The organism is Streptomyces sp. Je 1-332 (assembly GCF_040730185.1).
In the GTDB taxonomy this organism is placed as follows: Bacteria; Actinomycetota; Actinomycetes; order Streptomycetales; family Streptomycetaceae; genus Streptomyces.
Map to the genome: position 1 here is coordinate 7,264,278 of NZ_CP160402.1, position 25,716 is coordinate 7,289,993.

Below are 25,716 nucleotides of genomic sequence, written 5' to 3' on the forward strand. Positions count from 1 at the left end.
TTCACCTTCACCTGCACCGTCACCTTCCTCTTCACGTCCCAGCACCTGGAGCATCCATGGCATCCGCACCGCTCGTCGCCGTCACCGGAGCCGAAGGCTTCATCGGCTCGCACCTCACCGAAGCGCTCGTCGCCTCGGGCCACCGGGTCCGCGCGATGGCGCAGTACAACTCCTTCTCCTCCTACGGCTGGCTGGAGACCCTCGCGCCCGACGTGCTCTCCGAGGTCGAGATCGTCCTCGGCGACGTACGCGACCCGGGATCGGTCCGCGGCCTGGTCACCGGCGCCGAGACCGTCTACCACCTGGCCGCCCTCATCGCCATCCCGTACTCCTACCAGGCCCCGCACAGCTACGTGGACACGAACGTGACCGGCACGCTCAACGTCCTCGAAGCCGTACGGCAGTTGGAGATCCCGCGCCTGGTGCACACCTCCACCAGCGAGACGTACGGCACCGCGCAGACCGTGCCGATCACCGAGGGCCACCCCATCAACACCCAGTCCCCGTACGCCGCTTCGAAGGCGGGCGGCGACCGGCTCGCCGACAGCTACCACGCGAGCTTCGAGACGCCCGTGGTGACCCTGCGCCCCTTCAACACCTTCGGGCCGCGCCAGTCGATGCGCGCCGTCATCCCGACCGTCATCGGCCAAGTGGCTTCCGGTTCACGAGAGATCACCCTCGGCGACCTGCGGCCGACCCGTGACTTCACCTTCGTCGCGGACACCGCGCAGGCCTTCATGGCCGTCGGCACCGCGCCCGCGGACGCCGTCGTGGGCCGCACCTTCAACGCGGGCACGGGCGGTGAGATCTCCGTCGGTGACCTGGTGCGGCTCATCGGCAAGGTGATGGAGGCCGACCTCGACGTGCGCGAGGACGAGCAGCGCATCCGCCCCGCGGCCTCCGAGGTGATGCGCCTGGTCGCCGACGCGAGCCGCCTGCGCGCGGCGACGGGCTGGGCGCCCGGTCACGACCTTGAGCAGGGCCTGGCCCGCACCGTCGAGTTCTTCCGCGACCCGGCCAACCTGGCCCGCTACAAGACGGACATCTACAACATCTGAGCCACCCGGCCGCCCACCCACCCACTTCTGGCCGCCTGACCACTTCTGGGCACTCACAGGGGAGAAGATCATGCACGCAGTCATCCTTGCCGGCGGCAAGGGCGTCCGCCTCCGGCCGTACACCACCGCGCTGCCCAAGCCGCTGGTCCCGATCGGCGACCAGCACGCGATCCTGGAGATCGTCCTGCGCCAGCTGGCGAGCGCTGGCTTCACCAGCTGCACCATCGCGATCGGCCACCTCGGCCACATCATCCGCGCATACGTCGGCAACGGCGCTCGCTGGGGACTGCGCGTCGGCTACTCCACCGAGGACAGCCCGCTCGGCACCATGGGCCCTCTCCTGACGATGATGGACCGGCTGCCCGAGCACTTCCTCGTGATGAACGGCGACATCCTCACCGACCTCGACTACGCGGACGTCCTGGACAGCCACCGCACGTCCGGGGCGCCGCTGACGATCGCGACGTACGCGCGCCAGGTGCGCATCGACTTCGGCGTGCTCACCACCGACTCGGACCGCGTGGTCGCCTTCACGGAGAAGCCGAGCGTGGACTACCGCGTCTCCATGGGGGTCTACGGACTCTCGCGCGACACGCTCGCCTCCTACACGCCGGGCCTGCCGCTCGGATTCGACGAACTCGTGCTCGACCTCCTGAAGACCGAGACCCCGCCGCACGCCTACAACTTCGACGGCTACTGGCTCGACATCGGACGCCCGGACGACTACGACCGCGCGAACGCGGAGTTCACCTCGCACCGCTCCCTCCTCCTCAAGGGAGCGTGAACCCCGCCGTGCGCATCCTCGTCCTCGGCTCCACCGGCTACCTGGGCGGGCACATCGCCGAGCGGCTGCACGCCCTGCCCGACGTGCGGCTGCTCCACGGCGGCCGCGCCCCCTCGGACGACCTCCGGATCGACCTCGCCCGGATGTCCCCTGCCGCACTCGCCGAGCAGCTGACCCGGGCCGAGCCCGACGCCGTGGTCAACTGTGTGGGCGCGGTCGGCGGCAGCACGCTGGCCCTCGCCGAGGTCAACTCCCGCGGTCCGGCCGCCCTCTGCGAGGCCATGCGGGCGGCGGCGCCCGCCGCGCGCCTCGTTCACATCGGCTCGGCGGCCGAGTACGGGCCGACCGGCATCGGCGAGCGGACCACGGAGGAGGCCGCCGCCCGCCCGGTCGCCCCGTACGGAGCCACGAAACTGGCCGGCACCCTGGCAGTCCTCGACGCGGAGCTCGACGCGCTCGTGCTGCGGGTCACGAACCCGGTGGGGCCGAGGGCTCCCCGGGCCGGACTGCCGGGGCGGCTCACCGCGGAGCTCGGCCGTGCGGTGGCCCGGACTCCGCACGCCACCGTGCGGGTCGGCGACCTGTCCGCGTACCGGGACTTCGTCGACGTACGCGACGTGGCGCACGCCGTCGCGCTCGCGGTGACCTCGCCGGGGCGGCTGCCGGGCCTGCTCAACATCGGCAGCGGCCGTGGCGTGCCGGTGCGCGACCTGGTGCACGGCCTGGTCCGCGCCGCGGGTTTCACCGGCCGCGTGGAGGAGTCGCTCGGCAAGGTGGGCCGGTCGGTCGCCGTGCCCTGGCAGTGCGCAGACATCGGCGCCGCGACAAGGGAGTTGGGCTGGACGCCGGAGCACTCCCTGCGGGATTCGGTGACCGCACTGTGGGCCGCCGACGGCGCTCCGCCAAGCCGCCCGGAAGGCACGGGCCCCGGCGGGCCGTGTCTCGCGCCCGCCGGCGGGGACCCGCGATGACCCTGCTGGTGCCGCTCTACGTCCACCCGGCCGTGGACCCCGCGGCCTGGCAGGCGCTCGTGGCCGCCGCGCCCCAGCTGTACGGCGTCGTCCTGAACGTCGCCGACGGTCCGGGCGCGGCCCCCGACCCGGCCTTCGCCGCCGCCTCGCGGACCCTGCGCGATGCGGGGGTGCGGGTGCTCGGGTACGTCGACACGGCGTACGGGGAGCGGCCGCTCGACGCCGTCACCGACGAACTGGACCGGCACCGGGCCTGGTACGGCGTGGACGGCTGCTTCCTCGACCAGGTCGCCTCCGGCCGCCGCGAGCTGCGGGACTGCCGGCGCATGGTCCGCGCCCTGCGGGGGCGTGGCGCGGACACGGTGGTCCTCAACCCGGGCGTGCATCCGGCGCCCGGGTACGCCCGCGCCGCCGACCTCCTCGTCACGTTCGAGGGGCACTGGACGACGTATCTGGGCTCGTTCGCCGCCCCGTCCTGGACGGCCAGGCATCCTCCCGAGCACTTCTGCCACCTCGTCTACGGAGTGCCGCCCGCGCTGGCCCGCCTCGCCGGGCGCACCGCCGTGCAGCGGGGGGCGGGGGTGCACTGCGCCGTGCCCGGCGCGGGGCCCAACCCGTGGACACAGCCACCGCCGGCCGCGGCCGGGAGCACGACGTGAGGCTCCGCGCACGGCTCGGACCGTTCCTCGTCACCGTCCTGCTGCTGGGCGGCTGCGCGTCGGCGGAGCGGGACGGCAGCTCCGCGGACCGCTGGCGGCCCCGGCCGGGCACCACCTGGCAGTGGCAGCTCGACGGCCGCGTCGACCCGAGCGTGGACGTCCCCGTCTACGACATCGACGGTTTCGAGAACCGCGCGTCCGACGTGGCCCGGCTGCACCGAGCCGGACGCCATGTCATCTGCTACGTCAACGCCGGGGCCTGGGAGTCCTTCCGCCCCGACAGCGACGACTACCCCGCGTCCCTCCTCGGCCGCGCCAACGGCTGGAAGGGAGAGCGCTGGCTCGACATCCGCCGCCTCGACGTGCTGCGTCCGCTCCTCGCCGCGCGCTTCGACATGTGCCGGAGCAAGGGCTTCGACGCGGTCGAGCCGGACCTGCTCGACAGCTATCTGAACCGCACCGGATTCCCCCTGACCGCACGCCACCAACTGGCCTTCAACCGCATGGTCGCCCGCCTCGCCCACGACCGCGGCCTGTCCATCGGCCTGAAGAACGACCTCCCGCAGATCCCGCAGCTCGTGCGTGACTTCGACTTCGCCGTCAACGAGGAGTGCGCCCAGTACGACGAGTGCGCCTCGCTCACCCCCTTCATCAAGGCGGGCAAGGCGGTGCTGCACGTCGAGTACGCCGTGCCCAACGAGGAGTTCTGCGCCCAGTCGCGCCGCCTCGGCCTGTCCTCCATGCGCAAGAAACTGAACCTGGGGCAGTGGCGCAGACCCTGCTGACGCCCGGCCGTTCCCCTGTTGAGACGGGTGGGGGGACGCGGCGTAACTGATGATCTTGCCCTCGCGTTGGACGGCCGGGACCCGGCACGGAGGCCGGGCCATGACGAAGGTCGAGGGGCACGCATCATGCACGACATCACCAGGAAGATCGTCGCCGGGATCGGCACCATGGCCGCCGCGCTCGGCTGTGTCATCGTCAGCGGGCCGTCGGCGGCGGCCGACGGTGAGTGGTGCAACCACTCGGTCTGCATCAGGACCTACGACACCGGCACCTACCTCGGCAGGGTCGAGGTATCGGTCACCAACACCAACCAGCCGAACCGCATCCGCGCGCGCGTGTGGACCACGAACGGCTGGAGCGCCAACACCAAGACGGAGGACGTCGCCAAGTTCCGCACGTACCGGGACCAGGCCTACCCACAGCGCCACTTCCCCGCGGGCACCAGGCTCTGCGCGGAGGGCTTCCGGGGCGGCGGCAGCGTGGGCCTCCCCTGCGTCACGATCACCGGCTGACCGCAGCGGGGGTCAGCACCCCGGCCGACGGGGCTCAGACAGGTTCTCGTGCCGGGGCCGGTACGGCGGCCGCGGTGTGCTCGGCCCGGTGCAGGGTGCGGAAGAGGCGACCCGGCCACCAGAACCGGTGGCCCAGGTCCAGGGCGATGGCCGGCACCAGGACCGTGCGGACGAGGAAGGTGTCGAGCAGGACACCGATGCCGACCAGCACACCCATCTGTGCCATCGTCACCAGCGGCAGCCCCGCGAAGACCGCGAACGTCGCGGCCAGCACGACGCCCGCCGAGGTGATCACGCCGCCCGTGCTGGTCAGGCCCTCCAGGATGCCACGGGTGTGGCCCAGGCGGGCGGCCTCCTCCTTGACGCGGTGCATCAGGAAGATGTTGTAGTCGATGCCGAGCGCGACCAGGAAGACGAAGCCCATCAAGGGAATCGACCAGTCCACGCCCGCGAAGCCGAGCACACTTTCGAAGAGCACGTTGGATGCGCCAAGAGCGGCGAAGAAGGAGAGGACCACCGTCGCCAGGAGGAGGAGCGGCGCGACGAGCGACCGCAGCAGCCAGACCAGCACGCCGAGGACGACCAGCAGGACGATCGGGATGACGGTGCGCAGATCGCGGTCGGCGGCGCGCTGGGTGTCCAGGGTCTGCGCCGTGGTGCCGCCGACCAGGGCGCCGGCCTCGTCGACCTCGTGCACGGCGTCCCGGAGCCCGTCGACCGCGTCCTTGGCCGACTCACTGTCCGGGAGCCCCTCCAACACCACCGTGAGTTGCGTCAGTTCGCCGTCAGGGGAACGGCTCCCGCTCTCGACCCGGGCGACTCCCTCGGCCCCGGACGCGGCCGCACGGACCTGCGCGGCCTGCCCGGTGTTCGTGACGATCTTCGCGGGGTCGGAGGCGCCCGACGGATAGTGGGCGGAGATCTTCTCCTGGGCGGTGACCGACTCGGGCTTGTCCTGGAACATCTCGGACTGCGTGAGACCCATGTTGATGCCGAAGGCGCTGAGCGCGAGAACGCCGGTGACGGCGACGGACATCATCCACGACCAGCGGGGACGCCGTGCGACGGCGGCGCCGATGCGTGACCAGACCGTGCGTTCCCCGCGCGCGGGCGTGCCGTGCTTCGGCACGAACGGCCAGAACACCCAGCGGCCCGCGACGACCAGCAGCGCCGGCAGGACCGTGACCATCGCGAGGAACGCGCAGACCACGCCGACGGCGCCGACGAGACCGAGGGAGCGCGAGGAGTTCACGTCGGCGAACGCCAGGCAGGCCAGGCCGACCGCGATGGTCCCCGCCGACGCGAGGATCGCGGGCCCCGAGCGTCGCAACGCGGTCCGCATCGCCGTGTGCCGGTCCTCCTGGCGGTGCAGCTCCTCGCGGTATCGGGCGATGAGGAGCAGGGCGTAGTCGGTGCCGACGCCGAAGACGAGCACCATCAGGACACCCGCGCTCTGCGGGTCCACGGGCAGGTCCGCGTACTTGGCGAGGAGATAGGTGCAGACCTGGGTGAGGACGGCGGCGAAGCCGACCGAGATCAGCGGGAACAGCCACAGGAGAGGGCTGCGGTACGTGATCAGGAGCAGCACGGCGACGACGATGCCGGTGGCGATCATCAACGTCGAGTCCAGTGTGTCGAAGACGGCGACTTGGTCGGTCAGCGAGGCCGCGGGCCCGCCGACCTCGACGTCGACGCCCGGCGGGGCGTTGGCGCCGGCGATCTCGCGCAGCTTGTCGACCTTGTCGGTCAGGCCGTCGTCATCGGCGGACATCGGGACCGTCACGAGCTGGGCCCTGCCGTCGTCCGAGGGCACCGGCCGCGAGATCTGCTCTCCGTCGGCGGCGAACCGGGCGAAAGCGGCCCGGTCGGCGGCGGCCGCCTGCTCGGCCTTGCCCTGACCGGTGTACACGACGACGGCCGGCATCACGGTGTCGTCGCGGAACTTCCCCAGCTCCGTGTTGACCCGGGCGGATTCGGCACCGCGCGGCAGGAAGGCGTTGGCGCTGGTGTCCTCGACGTCACCGAGCTTCCCGGCCAGCGGGCCGAGGGCCATCGCGAGGATCAGCCAGGCGGCGAGCACCAGCCATTTGGAGCGCCGGCCCGATGGCACGGCGGCGGCGCGCCGGAGCAGTGGACGCATGGGTAGTCTCCTTCTGTGTGGAGCGCGCCGCCGGTCGGTGACCGGCACAGGGCGCACGGGGCCCGCACCACGGCGCCGTAGGTGTGATGACCTGCCGTGGCGTAGGGGTGTGTGTGAGGCCGGGCCGTCGAGGCCCGGGGCGTGTGCCGCTCTCGCACGGCCGGGAGTTGCCGCTCCCGGCCGTGCCCGCACGCGGCCGCCGTCCGCTACTACTCGATCTCGCGCATCATCTTCTCCATGGAGCTGACGGAGTGGCGGGTCCGCTCCAGCTCCTCCCGCGTCTGCCTCATCTCCTCGACGGAGCGCCGGTGCAGTTCCACGTTGTCCTCGAGCAGCTGGGCGTACTTCGAGGCAAGCGCCCTGTACTGCTCCTCCCTGGCGGCGAGCATCCGGGCCCGCCAGGTGGCGGCGACCTGCCACACGATCACGATCAGCAGAAGGAAGAAGCCGGCCGCGCCGACGCCCCCGACCCATGCGCTCACGGCGTCACCTCCGTCCGCCAGCGTCACCAGTTGTCCGTTCACTTCGCTTCCTCTTTCGTGGGTCTCGCGGAACTCGTGGCCTCCGCGGTCTGCTTGGGGCGGGTCTCGGAGAGGGTCCGCGCCGCCCTGACGAACAGCTGCGGTGTCAACTCGTAGACGAACGGCGCCACTTCGAAGTACTTCATGGACTTGCCGTCCTCGGAGACCTCCAGTGACCCGGTGACGAGACCGGCGGCCTCCAGCAGTTTCAGGTGCATGTGCAGCAGTGGGCGGCCCATGCCGATCTCGCGGGCGAGAGCGCTGACGTAGTTCCGGCGCTCGGTGAGCGCGGCGACGATCCGCATGCGGTGCGGATTGCCCAGCGCGCTGAGTGCCTTCAGCAGCTCGTCGCCCGTCGGTTCCGGGCTCGGGACCTCGGCCATCGCGGCCTCTCTTTCGTGCCTGTCAAGAAAAGCTGACATGAGGCGCCGCTACCCGTCAAAGATTCCTGACACATCTCAGGGTTAGATGGGGGACGCGGCTGGGGGAGACCTCAGGGTTCGTCTCAGGGTTCCTCACCGGGGCCGCCTCACGAGTGCTCCCGTACTCCCGCTGTCGTACGCGCCCCGCGCGCGCGGCTCCTATCGTGAGTTCCGTGACCACCTCCCGCATGTCGCCGGGGCGCATCCGGCGGCCTTGGCCTCCGCAGCTCACGGACGTCGCCGTGGCCGCGGTCGTCGGGCTCCTCACGGGCCTGGACGCGGCGGTCAACGGTCCCGGACACCGGCAGGCCGACTGGCTGACGTGGACGCTGTTCGCCGTGTCCGTCGCGGCGCTCCTGGTACGCAGCAGGTGGCCGGTCGCCGTCACCGTCGTCACCGGTGCGGCCTGCGCCGGCTGGGCGCTCCACGGGCACATCGGGGAGCTGCTCAACCTGCCGGTGATGGTCGCGCTGTACGCCCTCGCCGTGGAGGGGAACCGGCGCCGCACGCTGCGTACCGCCGGGGTCGCCGCCCTCGTCTCGGGGGCGGTCTCGGTCGTCGCGGGCAAAGACGTGGCGCAGCCCCAGGGCGCCCCTCTCCTTGAGATGCTCTGGCCTCTCGTTCCACTGCTCCTCGGCGAAGTGGTGCGCGGACGGCGGGAGTTGCTGAAGGAGTACGCCGACCGGGCCGAGCGCGCGGAGGCCGACCGGGAGCGCGAGGCCCGGCGCAAGGTCGACCAGGAGAGGGTGCGCGTCGCACGCGAACTGCACGATGTCATCGCCCACACCGTGTCGGCGATGACCGTGCAGGCGGGCCTCGCCCTGGACGCGCTCGACAGCAGACCCGAGGTGGCCCGGACGGCGATGCGGCAGGTACGGACGTCCGGCAAGGAGGCGGTACGCGAACTGCGGGCCACGGTGGGCGTGCTGCGCGAGGGACGGCACACGGCCTCCGTCGACCCGGCGCCCCGCCTCGCGCAGCTCGACGAACTGGTGGAAACGGCGCGCGGCGCCGGACTTCGGGTTTCGCTGCACGCCGACACGGGTGGCCGTGAGCTGCCGCGGCTGGTGGAGTTGGCGGCGTACCGCATCGTCCAGGAGGCACTGACCAACGTGATCAAGCACGCGAGCGCCCGGCACGTGGCGGTGTCGGTCGCCGTGACGGGCGAGTGCCTCGCCGTGGAGATCACGGACGACGGACCCGGCACCTCCGGGGGCGCGGGCGAGGGGTACGGCCTGATCGGCATGCGGGAGCGGGCCACCGCGATGGGCGGCGGTGTCGAAGCGGGCCCGCTGCGAGGCGGCGGGTGGCGGGTGCGTGGCACGCTGCCCGTCGAAGGCGGCATGCCGCCCGTCGCAGGGGGAGCGGTGTGAACGACCGGATCAGAGTGCTGCTCGCCGACGACCAGACCGTCGTACGCGCCGGTTTCCGCGCCTTGCTCGACCTCACCGGCGACCTGGTCGTGGTCGGTGAGGCGGCGGACGGCGTCGCGGCGGTGGAACTGACCCGCACCACTCGCCCCGACGTGGTCCTGATGGACATCCGCATGCCGCGCGCCGACGGCCTCGAAGCCACGCGCCGCATCGTCGCCGACCGCACCCTCGACGCCGTACGCGTCCTGGTCCTGACCACCTTCGAAGCCGACGAGTACGTCTTCGAGGCGCTGCGCGCGGGAGCCGCGGGCTTCCTGCTCAAGGACATCGAACCGGACGACCTGCGCACCGCGATCCGTACCGTCGCCGCCGGGCAGAGCCTCCTGGCGCCGGCGGTCACCCGCCGGGTCATCGAGGAGTTCGCGCGGCTCAAGGCACCCGAGGCCGAGGCGCTGCGGCGCCTCGATCCGCTGACCGACCGGGAGCGCGAGGTGCTCACCCTGGTCGGCCGCGGCCTGGCGAACGACGAGATCGGCGCCCGCCTCCTCATGTCGCCGCTCACCGCGAAGACGCACGTCAGCCGGGCGATGACCAAGCTCGGGGCGCGGGACAGGGCGCAGCTGGTCGTGCTCGCGTACGAGACGGGCCTGGTGCGCGCCGGCGAGAGCTGACCCGGCGCCCGCCGGCCCGCTACTCCCGGTGGAGTAGTCACCGACTCCCGGCGGCAGATGTCCGGGGCGCACGCTCTCCGTAGCGTCGACGGCATGATCGAAGCACGGGAACTCACCAAACGGTTCGGCCGCGAGACGGCCGTGGACCGGCTCACCTTCACCGTCCGCCCCGGCCGCGTGACCGGCTTCCTCGGCCCGAACGGCGCCGGAAAGTCGACCACCATGCGCATGATCCTCGGCCTGGACGCGCCGAGCGGCGGCACGGTCACCATCGACGGACGGCGCTACGACCGCCTCACGGCGCCGCTGCGGGAGGTCGGTTCGCTCCTGGACGCCAGGGCGGTGCACGGCGGACGCACCGCGCGACAGCACCTCGTCGGCCTGGCCCGCAGCAACGGCATCGGCGGCAGCCGGGTCGACGAGGTCCTCGACGCGGTGGGCCTCACGAGCGTGGCCGGCCGCCGGGCGAAGGGGCTCTCGCTGGGCATGGGCCAGCGCCTGGGCATCGCGGCCGCGCTGCTCGGCGACCCCGGGGTACTGATCCTCGACGAGCCGGTCAACGGCCTGGACACCGAGGGCATCCGCTGGATCCGCGACCTGCTCAAGTCCCTTGCCCTGGACGGCAGGACGGTGTTCCTCTCCAGCCACCTCATGAGCGAGATGGAACTGACCGCCGACCACCTGATCGTGATCGGCCGCGGCCGGCTCCTCGCGGACACGGACATGCGCGACTTCATCGAGACCAACTCCCAGGGCACCACCCTGCTGCGGACGCCCGACTCCGAGGCGCAGCGGATGCGGGCCCTGCTGGAGACGGCGGGCGCGTCCGTGCGCCTGGACGCGCGCGGCGGCTGGCGGGTGGCCGGCCTGCGGCCCGCCGAGATCGGCGAGCTGGCCCGCACGCAAGGCCTGGCCATTCATGAACTCACCCCGGCCTTCTCCACCTTGGAGGAGATCTACACCGACATGACGCGGACCTCGGTGGAGTACCGGGGCACGTCTACCACACCGTACGAAGCCGGGACGCCCGAGGCGAAGGAGCCGGTCCGATGACGACGACAGCGACCAAGAGCCCGACCAAGACCCCGACCGGGGACCCGGCCGTTCCCGGCTTCCGTGAAGCCCTGGCCTTCGAGTGGACCAAGTTCACCTCCCTGCGCTCCACCCGGTGGACACTCCTGACGACCGGTCTGCTGACCGTCGTCGGCGCGGTGTTCGTCGGCCTGAGCGGCAGCCTCCAGCCCGACGACACGGTGCTCGGCGGCAGCCTCACCCTCAGCGTCGTCTCGCTGATGGTCGCCGGCACGGTGGGCACGCTGACCGTGTGCGGCGAATACGCGAGCGGCACCATCACCGCCACCCTCACCGCCGTACCGCGCCGCGGCCGCGTGCTCGCCGCGAAGGCGACGCTGCTGGTCTGCCTGCTGTACGTGACCGGACTCGTCTCCTGCACGGTGGCCTATCTGCTCGGCGGCGCGGTCCTTGAGGACGGCAGGTACGCCCAAGGGGAGCCGCTGCCCGCGCTGTTCGGCATCGCGGGGCTCTTCGCGCTCGTCGGACTTCTCGGCCTCGCGGTCGGCGCCCTCCTGAAGCACACGGCAGGGGCCGTCGTCACGGTGGTCGGTGTCCTGCTGCTGCCGTCCCTGTTCGGCCCGCTGCTCGGTGACCTCCGGCGCTGGGTCGCGGGGGCGACACCGACGGCCGCCCTGGAAAAGCTCACGCAGACCTCGGACGCGAGCGCGGAGACGGTCGGCAGTCTCGGTGCCTGGCCCTCCCTCGGCGTCGTCGCCGCGTACACCCTGCTGCTCCTGGTGACGGCCTGGCGGCGCCTGCGCCTGAGGGACGCATGAGGGGAGACGGCCGCGGCCGTACGCCCGATGTGCGCCCCCTGGCATGAAAAGCCACCCGGTACAGGGATATACGGGGGTCCACACCTATGGCTAATGTGCTCGCAATGTCTTTCCGAAGACGGCCCCCTCCCTGCCCGCAGGCTGTCACTTACCGATGCGCTCCGGCGACGGTGCCGGCGGGCCGCCACGTCATCACGCTCCTCGACGGTGGCGGGCGGCACATCGGGCACCTCGACTACCAGGTGTGCCATCCCTGCGGCGTCGCCCACGTAAACACCATCGCGATCGCGGGCCATTGGCAGGGCATGGGCCTGGGGCGCGAGGCTCTCCACCGCGCGACGGACCCCTGGCCCGCCTACACATGGACCACGTCACGGCAGTCCGCCGACGGCCGGAAGTTCTTCGCGGCGATGGCGGAGGAGACCGGCCTCGAACTTGTGCAGGGAGCCGTGGAGTGCCCTCACATCACCGTCCCGCCACGGGGGCTCGGGCCCGGCGGGGCGCTGCTCTGAGGCGCTGTGCGACCGGCGAACCGCACGCGATAGCGTCGCCCACGTGACGATCAACACGCGTGGCAACACCCCTGACTCCGCCGGGCACGCGGGGGTGACCGCCGGACAGGGGCGGACCGCCCGACGCGTCGCCGACCTCGTCGTCCTGCTGTCCCCGCCCCTGATGCTCCTCGTGCCCGCGCTGCTGATACGGGCACGGCTGATCGACGACGGCTACCTCTTCCTCAACCTCGTCTCGCTCGGCGTCAGCGCTCTGGTGGCGGCCTATTCCTGCATGGGATGGCACGCCCGCCCGCACGGCGACGACCTGCTGTCCGCCCGCACGCTGACCGGGCGGCGCACCATCGACCTCTCCCGGCTCACCAAGGTCGGCCGCCTCGAGGTGCCGGGTCAGGCCCGCACCGACGACCGGCTGATCCTCACCGACGCGCACGGAGTGCGGCTCATCGTCCACAAGCTCGCGGGCGGTGACGCGACGGTCGACGCCCTGGTGCGCAGGGCCCTGCGCACCAGGCCGCCGGGCGCGGGCGTGGTCGTATCGAACCGGGCCGCCGAACGCCTCGACCTGCGTACGGAGGTCAGCCGCCCGCAAGGCCGCCTCAAGCCGGGCCGCACCATCCCCGACGGGCTCATCGGGTGGGTCCCCTTCCTGTCGCTCCTCGTGTTCGCGCCGACGAGCTTCGGACTGTTGATCGCGGGCTTCGTGCTCTCCGACCTCATCTGACGGCCCCGGGACACGAAGGGCCGTCAGGCATGGCCGGGCACTGACGCGGGCACTCGGAGACCGGGCGTGTACGGCGCGCCCACGTTTCTGGGGAGGACACGATGACGCTGTCTCGATTGCACATGCGCGGCCGGAGCAAGAAGGCCGCCCGCCGCTCGGCGGAGAGGGAATCGCTGACGGCGGCGGGCCGCGCGGGCTTCGTCGCACGCGGTGTCGTCTACGTCCTCATCGGTGTGCTTGCCCTTCAGATCGCCCTCGGCGGCGGCGGTGAACAGGCCGACAGGGAAGGTGCGTTGGCCCAGGTCGCCCAGCAGCCCTTCGGCGAGGAGATGCTGTGGGCGCTGGTCGTCGGATTCGGCTGCATGGCGCTGTGGCGGGGCGCTCGCGCGGTGGGGCGCCACGGGCCGCGACGGAAGGCGCCGTCGCGGGCCCTCGACGGCGGCAGGGCCGTCTTCTACGGCGTCGTCTGCTGGGCGACCGCCGTGTACGCCGCCGGGCAGCGCAAGGGTTCCAGCGGTGACGCCAAGTCGCAGGACTGGACGAAGACCGCGCTGGAACTTCCCTACGGCCGTTACCTGGTGGGCGCCGGGGGCTGCGTGCTCATCGGCGTCGGGATGGTGCTCGCCGTGCGGGCGATGATGCGCCGCTTCCTGCGGCAGCTGGACCTCGGCTCCCTCAAGGGCCGCTCGCGCCAGGTCGTCACGGCCCTGGGCGTGACCGGCGGTGTCGCACGCGGCGCCGTGTTCGCGGCGGCCGGCATCTTCATCGTGACGGCGGCCGTCCAGTTCGACCCCGACGAGGCCAAGGGCGTGGACGCGACGCTCCGCAGCTTCGCGCACACCCCCGCGGGGCCCTGGCTGCTGGCCGCTGTCGCGGCGGGGCTCATTCTCTTCGGCGTCTTCTCCTTCGCCTCCGCGCGCTGGCGGAGGCTGTGAACCCGTGCGTTCTGTGAGCGGCTTCGGGCGCTCTAGGAGAACGTGGGCATCTCGCCATCCGTGGTCGTCAGGTCGATGATGCTGAAGGTGGCGCCCTGCTGGTCGGCAACCGTGGCGAAGCGACCGAAGGGGCTGTCCATCGGGCCGAAGAGCAGCTGGCCGCCGAGTTTGGTGACGGTGGCGATCGCGGCGTCACAGTTCTCCACGGCGAAGTGCACGTTGACGAACGGCGGCACGTCCGGCGGGAACTCCTCGGTCATCTTGAGGCGGCCGAGGACCGTCTCACCGCCGACCTCGAAGACGCTGAAGTCGGCGTCGTCGACGTCCATCCTCTTCGACGTGTAGGGAAAGACCGAGGGAAGGAACGCGTCCGTCGCCGCCGGGTCCCGTGTGGTGAGCTCCGCCCAGCAGTAGGCGCCCGCCTCGCCGATCTTCTCGAAGCCCTGGTGGGTGCCCGGCTGCCAGACGCTGAAGTACGCGCCGCTGGGCTCCTGGGCCGTGGCCATGGTGCCGAAATCGCCGAGCTCCATCGGCTCCATGGCGAGGATTCCGCCGTTGTCACGGATCTTCGCGGCTGTCGCGGCGGCGTCCGGCGTCGCGAAGTAGAGGTTCCAGGCCGGGGGCCCGTCCATGCCCTGCGTCTGCGGCATGACGGCGGCCACGGCCTTGCCGTCCGAGCGCGCCTGGGTGTAGCCGCCGTACTCTTCCGAGCCGGCGTCGAACGTCCAGCCGAGCACTTCGCCGTAGAAGCTTTTCGCGGCCTCCACGTCGGGGAATATCGCGTCCGCCCAGCAGGGCGTGCCTTCCGGGTACGCAGCCATCGCGAGGGCCTCCAGTTCCGGCGGTTTCCTGTGGATTTCACGCTATTCGAACGAACGCGCCCGCGCCCGTCGAATCCCGCATCCGCAGGCCCCACGGGCCCGGGTCACCGCGCGCCGAAGTTCTGCGTCCACCAGGGGCCACCGCTGCCCTGCCGGTATCCGATGCCGATCTCCTTGAAGGAGCAGTTGAGGATGTTGGCCCGGTGGCCGGAGCTCTTCATCCAGGAGTCCATCACGGCGGACGGGGTGCGCTGGCCGGCCGCGATGTTCTCGCCGTAGGTGCTCCACTTGTAGCCCGCCGCGGTGACCCGGTCGCCGGGGTCCTCACCGTCGGGGTTCGTGTGGTCGAAGAAGTCGCGCTCGGCCATGTCGTCGGAGTGGCCCTGCGCCGCGTCGCCCAGCTTGCTGTTCAGGGTCAGCGGTCCGCAGCCGCTCTTGGCCCGCTCGGCGTTGGCGAGCCGGGTGACCTCCTGGCTGTACGAGTTGCCGGCCGGGGCCTGCGGAGCCTGGGGTGCGCTGCTGGTGCGGGTGGGCTCGGGCTTCGTGGGCGCCTTCGGCTTCGGCGTCCTGGTCTTCGACGGCGTGGGCTTTGGGGACGGCTTGCGTGTCTTGCTGGGGGAGGCGGAGGGGGTCTTGCTCGGCTCGGAGGCCGTGGGGGAGGGGGCCGCGGGGGTGGGCGGCTGCGAGGCGGTCAGCGGCTGCGCTTCCGTCTTCTCGTCGTCCGAGGGGCGCGTGGCCGAGTAGATGACCCCGGTCGCGACGACGACCACGGCGACGCCCGCGGCCACCGTCCGGCCCTTGCGCGGCATCCGGTGGCGCTTGGCGGCATGTCTCGCCGGAGCACTCCGGGAGCCGGCTATCTCGTACGTGTCGGCCGCTGTGGGATGCGCGTCGGCCGGCATGTGCGGTGAGCCGGCCGACAGATGGTGGGGGTCGGCCGCCAGGTGGTGTACGTCGGCCGCGCTCGCCGCGCGGATCGCGCCGGGGGCCGCCAGGGCGGCGGACACCGGCACCAGGGCGAGGCCCACCAGCAGGCGCTCGGCGAGCACGAGACCCGCGCCGTGGCCCGAGCACATCGCGCAGTCACGGACATGCCGGGCCAGGCGCTTGCGCCAGAGGGCGGACGGAGTGCCGTCCCAGGGGGCCACGACGTCGCTCAGGTACGCGCACCGGGGCGCGGCGGCCAGTGCGCGGACCACGATCCTGGCCGTCTCCAGCTGCGTCTTCATCCGCTGTACGCGGACCGTGGCGTGCTGTGTCGGCAGCTCAAGGGCGGCGGCGACCTCCGGCCGGGTGAGCTCGCCGGAGACCTCGAGCCACCACAGCGACAGGAGCGCGCGGTCGTCGGTGTCCAGCCACCGGGTGGCTTCGGCAACCTCCCGGCGCTGGCCCACCAGGCCGAGCCGGATGATCGTCAGGTCGACGAAGTCGGCGCCCGGATCCGCGACGTCGTGTGCCTCGTGCAGCGGGCTCGGGCTCTTCTGTCCGGACGCGCGCTGCTGCCAGTGCCTGCGGATCTCGTTCATGGCGATGGCCACGAGCCAGGACCGGAAGCTCGCCGGGTCACGGAGCGACGCCAGGCCCGCCAGCGCCCGCAGCATGGTCTCCTGCACGACGTCGTCGACATCGGCATGGCCGTCGAGCGCCCGCCCGACGATGTTGTAGACCAGCGGCAGATACCCGGCCACCAGCTCGTCCTGCGCGTGCTGGTCCCCGGTCTGCGCCGCCGTCACCAGAGGATCGTGTTCACCGATCATGGAATGCCTCACTCGCTTTCTTCGTCGGCACGTTCTGGCCTTACACCTGGGAGATCGCGTGAGCGTTCGGAGATAACAGAAAACCGCGAACGGAATTTCGGTTCGAGTCGGTGAGCATACGCACCGGCCGCCGCCGGAACGCATGGCTTCCTTACCGGCATATCGGACATCGGCCGGTTCCGCATGGTCGGCGGGGCTGAATGCCGACCAGTGGCTCACGCCCCTGGCAGGCACTCCAGCCGCACGAGGCGACGAAGGCCTGGCCGAGAACGACTGTCGCGGCGCGAACACTGACCGGGGACCCTGCGAACCCTGGGCCCGCCCCTTCGTGCTGCTGTCCCAAGGCCACCGCGACGAGGCCGCGAAGGCACTGCGCCTACTTCCGGACCCGCCACGCGACCTGCTTGCCTTGGGCCCGGTCGCACGCCACCTCGACGACCTCGGCCTCGGCCCTGCGCCGCTTGGATGAGGGGCTGTCAGGAGGCGGAAGCAGCCTGGACGTTGCGGATCATCGCGCGCAGCACCTTCAGCGCCGCCACATATTCCTCGTCGCTGATGCCCTCGTGAACCACGGCGCGCAACTCGGTCATCACCTCGCGCAGCCGGACCCTGGCCGCCTCGCCTGCGTCGGTGAGGTGCAGGCACTTCCGGTCGTCGACCTCCAGCCAACCCCGGTGCAGCAACTGGTCGACGACGCGCGCGATGTCGTACGGCCCCTCGGCGAGCGGGGCCAGCTGGCTGACAACTTCCTCGCAACTCGGCGAGGCGGCACCGCCGTTGACCCGATTGAGCACCCAGTACTGCGGCTGCGTCACGTCGATCCGGGCCAGTGTGTCACGCAGATGCCGGGTCACCGTGTCGTGGGCCAGGCCGCTCCAGTAGCCGATGGGCTGGCCGGCGAGCATGTCGTCGCTGGCGGCAGGGTCGGCCGGCGCCTGGTCGGTGGTGGTCCGACCGGTGCCGTTGTTCGACGGGTTCATGATCGCGAGGTTATCGCGACGTCGTGGCCGCACGCGGCGCAGCCCGGCGGCGGTGAGATCGCGCGGCCGGGCTGCGGTGCGAACGAGGTCAGCCCTTGCGGGTGTTGACCTCTTCGGTGAGGGCGGGGACGACGTCGAAGAGGTCGCCGACCACGCCGTAGTCGACCAGGTCGAAGATCGGGGCCTCGGCGTCCTTGTTGATCGCCACGATCGTCTTGGAGGTCTGCATGCCCGCCCGGTGCTGGATCGCACCCGAGATACCCGAGGCGATGTACAGCTGCGGGGAGACGGACTTACCGGTCTGGCCGACCTGGTTGGAGTGCGGGTACCAGCCCGCGTCCACCGCCGCGCGCGAGGCGCCGACCGCGGCACCGAGCGAGTCGGCGAGGGACTCGATGAGGTGGAAGTTGTCCGCCCCGTTCACCCCGCGCCCGCCGGAGACCACGATCGCGGCCTCGGTCAGCTCCGGACGCCCGGTCGACTCACGCGGCGTACGCGAGACGACCTTGGTGCCGGTGGCCTGCTCCGAGAAGGACACCTCAAGGGCCTCGACGGCGCCCGCTGCCGGGGCGGCCTCCACGGGGGCCGAGTTCGGCTTGACCGTGACGACCGGGGTGCCGGTGGAGACCCGGGACTTGGTGGTGTAGGAGGCGGCGAACGCGGACTGCGTGGCCACCACACCCTCACCGTCGGCCTCCAGGTCGACGGCGTCGGTGATGATGCCGCCCTTGACCCGCAGCGCCAGACGCGCCGCGATCTCCTTGCCCTCGGCGGAGGAGGGCACCAGCACGGCGGCCGGGGACACCGCGTCGTAGGCGGCCTGCAGCGCGTCGACCTTCGGCACGACCAGGTAGTCGGCGAGCTCGGCGGCGTCGTTGGTGAGGACCTTGACCGCGCCGTGCTCGGCCAGCGCGGCGGCGGTGTCGCCGGCGCCGTTGCCCAGCGCGACGGCGACCGGGTCACCGATCCGGCGGGCCAGCGTCAACAGCTCCAGGGTGGGCTTGCGGACGGCACCGTCCACGTGGTCGACATAGACGAGAACTTCAGCCATGGGACTTCAATCTCCTGCGGTTACGAAGAAGTGGGGCGGATTTTCGGGGGTGGCTGAAGCTCAGATGAACTTCTGGCCCGCGAGGAACTCAGCGAGCTGCTTGCCGCCCTCGCCCTCGTCCTTGACGATCGTGCCCGCGCTGCGCGCGGGACGCTCGGTGGCCGACTCGACCTTCGTCCAGGCACCCTCCAGGCCCACCTGCTCGGCCTCCAGATCCAGATCCGAGAGGTCCCAGGCCTGCACCGGCTTCTTCTTCGCCGCCATGATCCCCTTGAACGAGGGGTAACGCGCCTCGCCCGACTGGTCGGTCACCGACACCACCGCCGGCAGCGAGGCCTCCAGCTGCTCGGAGGCGGCATCGCCGTCCCGGCGGCCCTTGACCACACCATCCGCGACCGACACCTCGGACAGCAGCGTCACCTGCGGCACACCAAGACGCTCGGCCAGCAGCGCCGGCACCACACCCATCGTCCCGTCCGTGGACGCCATGCCCGAGATCACCAGGTCATAGCCGGCCTTCTCGATCGCCTTCGCCAGGACGAGCGACGTACCCAGCGCGTCCGTGCCGTGCAGGTCGTCGTCCTCGACGTGGATCGCCTTGTCCGCGCCCATCGACAGCGCCTTGCGCAACGCGTCCTTGGCATCCTCGGGGCCGACGGTCAGCACGGTGATCTCCGCGTCGTCCGCCTCGTCGGCGATCTGCAGCGCCTGCTCGACCGCGTACTCGTCGAGCTCCGACAGCAGGCCGTCCACGTCATCACGATCGACGGTCAGGTCATCGGCGAAGTGCCGGTCGCCGGTGGCGTCAGGCACGTACTTCACGGTGACAACGATCCTCAAGCTCACGCCGGCTCTCCTACCTGGTGTGGTTCGTTATGGCGACGGTATGGCACTCAGTACCCCCTGTAAAGGTACGTAGTGCCAGATTGGCCTTCACGATGCTACGTTCCCCGCATGACTGAGGCGCGCGGACCAGCGAAGAAGGCCCCCATGCGGGAGGTGCTCGCCAAGGCGGCGTTCCAGCTGTTCCTCGAGCGGGGCTTCGAGCAGACCACGGTGGACGACATCGTGGCGCTGGCCGGGGTCGGGCGCCGCTCCTTCTTCCGGTACTTCCCGTCCAAAGAGGACGCGGTCTTCCCCGACCACGAGAGCTGTCTCGCCGACATGACGGCCTTCCTCGAAGCGGCCGACGACGTCGAACCCGTGGACGCCGTGTGCGACGCGGCCCGCATCGTGCTGCGCATGTACGCCACGAACCCCGAGTTCTCCGTGCAGCGCTACCGCCTCACACAGGAGGTCCCCGGCCTCCGTACGTACGAACTCTCCGTGGTGCGCCGCTATGAACGCACCATGGCCGGCTACCTCCGCGGCCGTTACGCCGACGCCGAGGACGGCTCCCTGCGCGCCGAGGTGATCGCCGCCGCCGTGGTCGCCGCGCACAACAACACCCTGCGCTCCTGGCTGCGTTCGGGCGGCGACGGCGATGCCGAGGCAGCCGTGGACCATGCGCTCGGGCTGGTCCGGGAAGGGTGGGGCAACGGCGCCACCGGCGTGGACGCGGCCGGCGCGGCCGACGACGAAGCCCATGAGGAAGTCGTCGTCATGGTGGTCTCCAAGCGGGCGCCCATGTGGCGCGTGGTGCAGCGTGTCGAGTCGGCCCTCGGCCAGGAATCCGACTGAGCTGCACTCAGTACCTTTACCTCCTGGCACTCAGTGCCATATGGTGCGGATGCGTCGGCGCCGAGCGCGGCGCGTCCGAGCCGACATCCGAGCCGAGTGCAGGTCCAATGCAGGGGGTCGAGACGTGTCCCAGCAGGAATTGAGCATCGCGCCGTCAGAGCACGAGCGAACCGGCATGATCTACCAGCGCTGCCGATGGTGCGGCACCGCGTCCTTCCGCCGCATGCTGTGTCCGGTGTGCGCGTCCAGTGATCTGGCGTCCGAGCACAGCGACGGCGAAGGCGTCGTCGTCCAGTCCAGCGTGGTCAACCGCTACACCGGTACGGCGCGCAACGAGTCCCTCGTGCGCTTCCCCGAAGGGTTCGTGTTCCGCTGCCGCGTCGTGGGCGCCTCGCCGCACCTCGTGTGGGTCGGCGCGCGTGTACGGCCCGTGGCCGGGTCCGATCCGGAGACCGGTGAGGCCGTCTTCGAGCTCTGTGAGACGCACACGAGCAACGACTGGTAGTGCTGCGGAGCCTGGTAGCGCTGCGGAACAGGGGTGGCACGGATCAGTTGACGCCGCGCTCGTGCCCCTCCCAGTACGGCCCGCGCAGCTTGTACTTCTGGAGTTTTCCGGTGGCCGTGCGGGCCAGTTCTTCGCGGAACTCCACCGAGGTCGGCGCCTTGAACCCGGCGAGGTTCTCCTTGCAGTGCCGGATGAGTTCCTCCTCCGTGGCCTGCGCGCCGGGGGCCAGGACGACCAGAGCCTTGATGGTCTCGCCCCACTTCTCGTCGGGCACCCCGATGACCGCGACCTCGGCGACCGCGGCATGGCTGAACAGCACGTCCTCCACCTCGATCGACGACACGTTCTCACCGCCGGTGATGATCACGTCCTTCTTGCGGTCACTGATCGACAGATGGCCGTCCGCGCCGATCGTCCCGCCGTCGCCCGTGTGGAACCAGCCGCCCTCCAGCGCCTGAGCGGTCTCCTCCGGCTGCTCCCAGTACCCCTCGAGGATCACGTTCGAGCGGGCCAGCACCTCGCCCTCGTCCGACGTGCGCAGCGTCACGCCGAGCGCGGGCGCCCCGGCCTGGACCAGCTTCTCCGCGCGCTGCCGCGCGGTGAGAGCGTCCCATTCGGCGCGGGTGCGGTTGATGGTGAGCAGGGGAGAGGTCTCGGTGAGCCCGTAGATCTGGATGAACTCCCATCCGAGCTCGGACTCGACCCGCTCGACCGTCCGGGTCGGCGGCGGAGCCCCGGCCACGATGATGCGCACCCGGTCCCGGCCCGGGATCTCCCCCTCCCACGACCGGGCGGCGGCAAGGACCGCGTTGACCACGGCGGGCGCCGCGCACATCACCGTGACCCCGTGCTCGGCCACCCGGCGCAGGATCTCGGCGCCGTCCACCTTGCGCAGCACGATCTGGCGGGCGCCCATGCCCGCCATCGCGAACGGCATGCCCCAGCCGTTCGCGTGGAACATCGGCAGGGTGTGCAGATAGACGTCCCGGTCCGTGACCCCGGCGTGCAGCGCGAACGTCAGGGCGTTCACCCAGATGTTGCGGTGCGTGATCTGAACGCCCTTGGGGCGTGCGGTCGTTCCGCTGGTGAAGTTGATGGTCGCGGTGGCGTTCTCGTCGTGCTCCCAGGGCTCGGGCTCGGTGTCGAACCGGTACAGCTCCGCGTCGGCCCGCGCCCCGAGCGTGAAGCGGTGCTTGCAGGTCACCTCCGAGAGGAGGTCCTCCAGCTCGGGGTCGACCAGCAGGACGCTCGCCCCCGACTGCGCGACGATGTAACTCACTTCGTCGGGCGAGAGACGGAAGTTGACCGGCACGAGGACGCGGCCGTGGCCGCTGACGCCGAAGAACGACGTCAGCAGCCGTGCGCTGTTGTGCGAGACCACCGCGACCCGTGCACCGTGCGGCACCCCCAGCGCGTCGAGACCGGCGGCCTGGGCCCGCGCCAACTCGCCCACGCGTCGGTACGTGAGCCCTTCCCAGGGCTCGGCCGGCTGATCGGGCTCGTCGACGACGCCGACCCGTTCCCCGTAGACGGCCGTGGCGCGGTCCAGAAAATCAAGGGCCCCGAACGGGACGAACATCCTGGCCTCCCGAAGCTCAGTCGATGTACGCCGCCTATCCGACCACGCCCCACGGGAAACCGGGCACCCCGGCGCCATACCGCTCACGACTCGGGTAGCGGGGCGGGTGGCCGGGCAGGATGGATCCGGTGCGGCCGGTGAGAACGGCCGCCGTACGAAGGGTGCAGCGATGACGGATTCGGCCCCTGGGCGGCTCACCATCTCGCGGGCGACGCTCGAGGACTGGCAGGTCGTCAGCGAATGGGCGGCGGACGAGGGCTGGAATCCGGGTCTGCGGGACGGTCCGTCCTTCTTCGCGCAGGACCCCGACGGATTCTTCCTGGGCCGACTCGGCGCATCGGGCGAGCCCGTCTCCGCGATCTCGGTCGTGAACTACAGCGAGGTGTACGCCTTCCTGGGCTTCTACCTCGTCCGCCCCGACCTGCGCGGCCACGGCCACGGCCTCGCCACCTGGCGCACGGCTCTCGCCCACGCGGGCAAGCGCACCGTCGGCCTCGACGGCGTGGTCGCCCAGCAGGACAACTACCGCCGTTCGGGCTTCGAGCTCGCCCACCGCACGATCCGTTACGTGGGCCCCGTGCCCGGAGACGTCCCCAGGAGCGCGCGGATCCTGCCGGTCGAGGCCGCGGGCCTGCGGGCCATCACCGCGTACGACGCCGCGAGTTACCCGGCCGACCGTCCGCGCTTCCTGGAGTCCTGGCTGACGGCTCCCGGACACCGCGCCCTCGCCCGGATCGTCGACGGCCGCGTCACCGGCTACGGCGTGCTCCGCCCCGCCCAGGGCGCCCTGCGGATCGGACCTCTGTTCGCGGACACACGCGCCGACGCGGAAGAGCTCTTCGACGCGCTGACGGCCGACGCCGGGGGAGTACCCGTCATCATCGATGTCCCCGAGACCCAGCCGCACGCCGTGGCCCTCGCCGAGACGCGCGGCATGAAGCCCACGTTCCCCACCGCCCGCATGTACACGGGCCCGGTGCGGGAGCTCGCCGAGGAACGGGTCTTCGGTGTGACCACGCTCGAACTCGGCTGATCCGGGACGGCCGGGCCCGGGTACGTACGGGACCCGGCCCTCCCGCATGACCGCTGCGGGACCGCTACGTGATCGTCAGCCTCTTCTTCGCCTCGGCCTCGGAGCTGTTGCCGACGTAGAGGTCCACTGCTCCCTCCTCGACACGGAACTCACCGTTCTCCGCGTTCGTCCAGAACCCGAAGTCGTCGGCGCCGAGCTGGAAGCGGACGGTCTTCGACTTCCCGGGCTTCAGCGTCACCCTGCGGAAGCCCCGCAGCTTGCGCACGGGCTGAGCGATGCTCGCCGCGATGTCATGGACGTACAGCTGGACGACTTCGTCGCCCGTGCGCTCGCCGGTGTTGCGGACGGTGACCGCGACCTCCAGGGTGTCGCCCCCGCGCAGCGCCCGCGCCGAGACGCGGTCGCGGCTCAGCCTCGGCTCACCGATCTCGAAGGAGGTGTAGGAGAGGCCGTGGCCGAAGGTGAACTGCGGGTCCGGGGGCAGGTCGAGGTACTTGGAGGTGTACTTGTTGTCCGCGTCGTACGGGCGCCCTGTCGACTCGTGGTTGTAGTGGACCGGGATCTGACCGACCGTCCGCGGGAACGAGACGGGCAGCTTGCCGCCCGGGTTCACCTCGCCGAACAGTACGTCGGCGATCGCGTTGCCCGCTTCGAGTCCCGGATGCCAGGCCTCCAAGACGGCGGGCGCCGACTTGAGCCAGCCGCCGAACGTCAGCGGACGGCCGTTGACCAGAACCACCACGAACGGTCTGCCCGTCGCCGCGATCGCCTCGATCAGCTTCTCCTGCCCGCCCGGCAGGCTGATGTCGCCGCGCGCCGCCGCCTCGCCGCTCAGCGCCGGGGGTTCACCGACCACGACGACGGTGACGTCCGCCTTCTTGGCCGCGGAGACCGCCGCCGGGATGCCGCCGGTGTCCTTGCCCTCGGCGTCGACGCCCTTCGCGTACGTCACCTTCGCCCGCGGGGCGGCGGCCTTCACCGCCGCGAGGATCTTCCCCGAGGGGAAGTTCTTCGCCGCGCCGGGGAACGTCCACGTGCCGAGCAGGTCGTCGGAGTCGCCGAACGGGCCCACGACCGCGATCGACCCGGTGTACTTCTTCAGCGGAAGCGCTTTGCCGTCGTTCTTGAGGAGCACCATCGAGCGGGCGGCGGTCTCACGGGCGGCCTCGCGGGCAGCGGCGGACGGCTCGTCGATGGCGTCGTCCTCGTCGACGTACGGATGATCGAAGAGGCCGAGCGCGAACTTCAGGCGCAGGATGCGCGCGACCGCTTCGTCGAGCCGGTGCTCGGTGATCCTGCCGCCGCTCAGCAGCTTCTTGCCGTGCTTGGCGAGGTCCGTGCTCGCCATCTCCATGTCGACGCCGGAGTTCAGCGCGAGGCGGGCCGCGTCGGCGCCGTCCTCGGCGAAGCCGTGCGCGACGAGTTCGTCGACGCCGTTCCAGTCGCTGACGACGAAGCCGTCGAAGCCCCACTCCTTGTGGAGGATGTCGGTGAGCGTATGGGAGTTGCCGTGGGCCGGAACGCCGCTGATGGTGTTGAAGGAGGCCATCACCGTGGCCACGCCCGCGTCCAACGCGGCCTTGAACGGCGGCAGATAGTGGTTGCGAAGCCGCGACTCCGACACATCGACCGTGTTGTAGTCCCGGCCGCCCTCGGCTCCGCCGTACGCGACGAAGTGCTTGGCGCAGGCGGCGATGCGGTCCTTGGCACCGAGCCCGGAGCCCCGCTGGTCCTGCCCGTCCTTCCCCTCCCTCGGGCCCTGGTAGCCCTCCACCTTGGCCACCGCGAACGCCGTCGTGAGGTACGGGTCCTCGCCGCAGCCCTCGGCGACGCGGCCCCAGCGCGGCTCGTGCGTGACGTCCATCATCGGCGAGAACGTCCAGTGCACGCCGTTCGAGCGGGACTCCTTCGCCGACACCTCGGCGTCCCGCCTGGTGACCTCCGGGTCGAAGCTCGACGCCTGGGCGAGAGGGATCGGGAACGTGGTCCACAGGCCATGGATGACGTCGAGCCCGAAGAGCAGCGGAACGCCGAGCCGGGACTCCTCCACCGCGATGCGCTGCAGGGCGTTGCTGCTCTTGGCGCCGAAGATGTTCAGGACCGAACCCAGCCGTCCGGCGCGCGCCGCGTCCTCGACGTCCTTGGTCTCGCTGCCTCCGGGGCCCGTGCTGACGGCCCAGGGGAGCTGCTGCAGCTGTCCCAGCTTCTCTTCGACAGTCATACGGTCGAGCAGCTGCTGGATCCTCGGGTCGAGGGGGCTCGTGGGGCTCGGGCGCCGCGCCGCGGCCCGGGCGACCCCGGTGCCCGCGGCGGTGAAGCCGCCCCCGGCGACAGCTGTGCCACCGATCGCGGACAGCAGAGTACGCCTTCGTAGCTCTCGCATGTGTTCGCC

The 25,716-nt window shown here is 71.2% G+C and carries 26 protein-coding genes; 16 read left to right on the plus strand and 10 right to left on the minus strand.

Features of this window, described 5'->3' with window-relative positions; genetic code table 11:
- Nucleotides 1-56 precede the first annotated feature (56 nt).
- From ABXJ52_RS32630 to ABXJ52_RS32655, 6 genes are all read left to right on the plus strand, one after another.
- Nucleotides 57-1,058 carry an SDR family NAD(P)-dependent oxidoreductase gene (locus ABXJ52_RS32630; RefSeq protein WP_367047029.1) on the plus strand — a complete coding sequence of 334 codons (1,002 nt, stop codon included), beginning with the start codon at nucleotides 57-59 and terminating at the stop codon, nucleotides 1,056-1,058.
- Between the two features lie 70 nt (nucleotides 1,059-1,128).
- A complete protein-coding gene (locus ABXJ52_RS32635; RefSeq protein ID WP_367047030.1) occupies nucleotides 1,129-1,842 on the plus strand; it encodes a nucleotidyltransferase family protein in 714 nt (237 codons plus the stop codon).
- 8 nt (nucleotides 1,843-1,850) lie between these two features.
- Entirely contained in the window at nucleotides 1,851-2,813 is a 963-nt protein-coding gene (locus ABXJ52_RS32640; RefSeq protein WP_367049436.1) for an NAD(P)-dependent oxidoreductase, read from the plus strand.
- Nucleotides 2,810-3,472 (plus strand): spherulation-specific family 4 protein, encoded by a 663-nt coding sequence (locus ABXJ52_RS32645; protein ID WP_367047032.1) that lies wholly within the window; start codon nucleotides 2,810-2,812, stop codon nucleotides 3,470-3,472. The genes ABXJ52_RS32640 and ABXJ52_RS32645 overlap by 4 nt, the downstream gene beginning before the upstream one ends.
- A gap of 38 nt (nucleotides 3,473-3,510) precedes the next feature.
- Nucleotides 3,511-4,257 (plus strand): endo alpha-1,4 polygalactosaminidase, encoded by a 747-nt coding sequence (locus ABXJ52_RS32650; protein WP_367049437.1) that lies wholly within the window; start codon nucleotides 3,511-3,513, stop codon nucleotides 4,255-4,257.
- A gap of 126 nt (nucleotides 4,258-4,383) precedes the next feature.
- A complete protein-coding gene (locus tag ABXJ52_RS32655; protein WP_367047033.1) occupies nucleotides 4,384-4,770 on the plus strand; it encodes a hypothetical protein in 387 nt (128 codons plus the stop codon).
- A 34-nt stretch (nucleotides 4,771-4,804) separates the two neighbouring features.
- Here ABXJ52_RS32655 and ABXJ52_RS32660 read toward each other — a convergent pair whose 3' ends face one another.
- From ABXJ52_RS32660 to ABXJ52_RS32670, 3 genes are all read right to left on the minus strand, one after another.
- Nucleotides 4,805-6,910 carry an MMPL family transporter gene (locus ABXJ52_RS32660; RefSeq protein ID WP_367047034.1) on the minus strand — a complete coding sequence of 702 codons (2,106 nt, stop codon included), beginning with the start codon at nucleotides 6,908-6,910 and terminating at the stop codon, nucleotides 4,805-4,807.
- A gap of 209 nt (nucleotides 6,911-7,119) precedes the next feature.
- On the minus strand, nucleotides 7,120-7,434 hold the full coding sequence (locus ABXJ52_RS32665) for a hypothetical protein (protein WP_367047036.1): 315 nt from the start codon (nucleotides 7,432-7,434) through the stop codon (nucleotides 7,120-7,122).
- Nucleotides 7,431-7,814 carry a winged helix-turn-helix domain-containing protein gene (locus tag ABXJ52_RS32670; RefSeq protein ID WP_367047038.1) on the minus strand — a complete coding sequence of 128 codons (384 nt, stop codon included), beginning with the start codon at nucleotides 7,812-7,814 and terminating at the stop codon, nucleotides 7,431-7,433. Before ABXJ52_RS32670 ends, ABXJ52_RS32665 begins: the two co-directional genes overlap by 4 nt.
- A 212-nt stretch (nucleotides 7,815-8,026) precedes the next feature.
- Between ABXJ52_RS32670 and ABXJ52_RS32675 the strand changes: the two genes are divergently transcribed.
- From ABXJ52_RS32675 to ABXJ52_RS32705, 7 genes are all read left to right on the plus strand, one after another.
- Complete coding sequence (locus ABXJ52_RS32675; protein ID WP_367047040.1) at nucleotides 8,027-9,226, plus strand: sensor histidine kinase; 1,200 nt, start codon at nucleotides 8,027-8,029, stop codon at nucleotides 9,224-9,226.
- Nucleotides 9,223-9,897 (plus strand): response regulator transcription factor, encoded by a 675-nt coding sequence (locus ABXJ52_RS32680; protein ID WP_367047043.1) that lies wholly within the window; start codon nucleotides 9,223-9,225, stop codon nucleotides 9,895-9,897. The genes ABXJ52_RS32675 and ABXJ52_RS32680 overlap by 4 nt, the downstream gene beginning before the upstream one ends.
- Before the next feature lie 93 nt (nucleotides 9,898-9,990).
- Nucleotides 9,991-10,950, plus strand: coding sequence for an ATP-binding cassette domain-containing protein (locus ABXJ52_RS32685; protein ID WP_367047045.1), 960 nt, complete (start codon nucleotides 9,991-9,993; stop codon nucleotides 10,948-10,950).
- Nucleotides 10,947-11,747 (plus strand): ABC transporter permease, encoded by an 801-nt coding sequence (locus ABXJ52_RS32690; RefSeq protein WP_367047047.1) that lies wholly within the window; start codon nucleotides 10,947-10,949, stop codon nucleotides 11,745-11,747. The genes ABXJ52_RS32685 and ABXJ52_RS32690 overlap by 4 nt, the downstream gene beginning before the upstream one ends.
- A 170-nt stretch (nucleotides 11,748-11,917) precedes the next feature.
- Nucleotides 11,918-12,259 (plus strand): N-acetyltransferase, encoded by a 342-nt coding sequence (locus ABXJ52_RS32695; RefSeq protein WP_367047049.1) that lies wholly within the window; start codon nucleotides 11,918-11,920, stop codon nucleotides 12,257-12,259.
- Nucleotides 12,260-12,302: 43 nt separating this feature from the next.
- The gene (locus tag ABXJ52_RS32700) at nucleotides 12,303-12,983 is read left to right on the plus strand and encodes a hypothetical protein (protein ID WP_367047050.1); all 681 of its coding nucleotides are present in this window, start codon (nucleotides 12,303-12,305) and stop codon (nucleotides 12,981-12,983) included.
- Nucleotides 12,984-13,084: 101 nt separating this feature from the next.
- Nucleotides 13,085-13,918, plus strand: coding sequence for a DUF1206 domain-containing protein (locus ABXJ52_RS32705; RefSeq protein WP_367047052.1), 834 nt, complete (start codon nucleotides 13,085-13,087; stop codon nucleotides 13,916-13,918).
- Nucleotides 13,919-13,950: 32 nt separating this feature from the next.
- Here the strand turns inward: ABXJ52_RS32705 and ABXJ52_RS32710 are convergent, their stop codons facing one another.
- The 5 genes from ABXJ52_RS32710 to ABXJ52_RS32730 all read right to left on the minus strand — a co-directional run bounded on the left by ABXJ52_RS32710 (nucleotide 13,951) and on the right by ABXJ52_RS32730 (nucleotide 19,373).
- Nucleotides 13,951-14,739 (minus strand): VOC family protein, encoded by a 789-nt coding sequence (locus ABXJ52_RS32710; protein ID WP_367047054.1) that lies wholly within the window; start codon nucleotides 14,737-14,739, stop codon nucleotides 13,951-13,953.
- A 104-nt stretch (nucleotides 14,740-14,843) separates the two neighbouring features.
- Nucleotides 14,844-16,496: a sigma-70 family RNA polymerase sigma factor gene (locus tag ABXJ52_RS32715; RefSeq protein WP_367047056.1), complete on the minus strand. Its 1,653-nt coding sequence runs from the start codon at nucleotides 16,494-16,496 to the stop codon at nucleotides 14,844-14,846.
- Nucleotides 16,497-16,972: 476 nt separating this feature from the next.
- Nucleotides 16,973-17,476, minus strand: coding sequence for a MarR family winged helix-turn-helix transcriptional regulator (locus ABXJ52_RS32720; RefSeq protein WP_367047058.1), 504 nt, complete (start codon nucleotides 17,474-17,476; stop codon nucleotides 16,973-16,975).
- A gap of 88 nt (nucleotides 17,477-17,564) precedes the next feature.
- Nucleotides 17,565-18,527, minus strand: a complete 963-nt coding sequence (locus ABXJ52_RS32725; RefSeq protein ID WP_367047060.1) for an electron transfer flavoprotein subunit alpha/FixB family protein — start codon at nucleotides 18,525-18,527, stop codon at nucleotides 17,565-17,567.
- A gap of 60 nt (nucleotides 18,528-18,587) precedes the next feature.
- Nucleotides 18,588-19,373, minus strand: a complete 786-nt coding sequence (locus ABXJ52_RS32730; RefSeq protein WP_367039323.1) for an electron transfer flavoprotein subunit beta/FixA family protein — start codon at nucleotides 19,371-19,373, stop codon at nucleotides 18,588-18,590.
- Nucleotides 19,374-19,481: 108 nt separating this feature from the next.
- Here ABXJ52_RS32730 and ABXJ52_RS32735 point away from each other — a divergent pair, with 108 nt between their 5' ends.
- Nucleotides 19,482-20,207, plus strand: coding sequence for a TetR family transcriptional regulator (locus tag ABXJ52_RS32735; protein WP_367047062.1), 726 nt, complete (start codon nucleotides 19,482-19,484; stop codon nucleotides 20,205-20,207).
- Nucleotides 20,208-20,382: 175 nt separating this feature from the next.
- The gene (locus ABXJ52_RS32740; RefSeq protein WP_367049438.1) at nucleotides 20,383-20,712 is read left to right on the plus strand and encodes a zinc ribbon domain-containing protein; all 330 of its coding nucleotides are present in this window, start codon (nucleotides 20,383-20,385) and stop codon (nucleotides 20,710-20,712) included.
- 43 nt (nucleotides 20,713-20,755) lie between these two features.
- Here the strand turns inward: ABXJ52_RS32740 and ABXJ52_RS32745 are convergent, their stop codons facing one another.
- Nucleotides 20,756-22,291, minus strand: a complete 1,536-nt coding sequence (locus tag ABXJ52_RS32745) for an AMP-binding protein (RefSeq protein ID WP_367047063.1) — start codon at nucleotides 22,289-22,291, stop codon at nucleotides 20,756-20,758.
- A 169-nt stretch (nucleotides 22,292-22,460) separates the two neighbouring features.
- Here ABXJ52_RS32745 and ABXJ52_RS32750 point away from each other — a divergent pair, with 169 nt between their 5' ends.
- Nucleotides 22,461-23,324 carry a GNAT family N-acetyltransferase gene (locus tag ABXJ52_RS32750; RefSeq protein WP_367047065.1) on the plus strand — a complete coding sequence of 288 codons (864 nt, stop codon included), beginning with the start codon at nucleotides 22,461-22,463 and terminating at the stop codon, nucleotides 23,322-23,324.
- Nucleotides 23,325-23,388: 64 nt separating this feature from the next.
- Here the strand turns inward: ABXJ52_RS32750 and ABXJ52_RS32755 are convergent, their stop codons facing one another.
- Nucleotides 23,389-25,707 carry a glycoside hydrolase family 3 N-terminal domain-containing protein gene (locus ABXJ52_RS32755; protein WP_367047067.1) on the minus strand — a complete coding sequence of 773 codons (2,319 nt, stop codon included), beginning with the start codon at nucleotides 25,705-25,707 and terminating at the stop codon, nucleotides 23,389-23,391.
- Nucleotides 25,708-25,716: the final 9 nt, after the last annotated feature.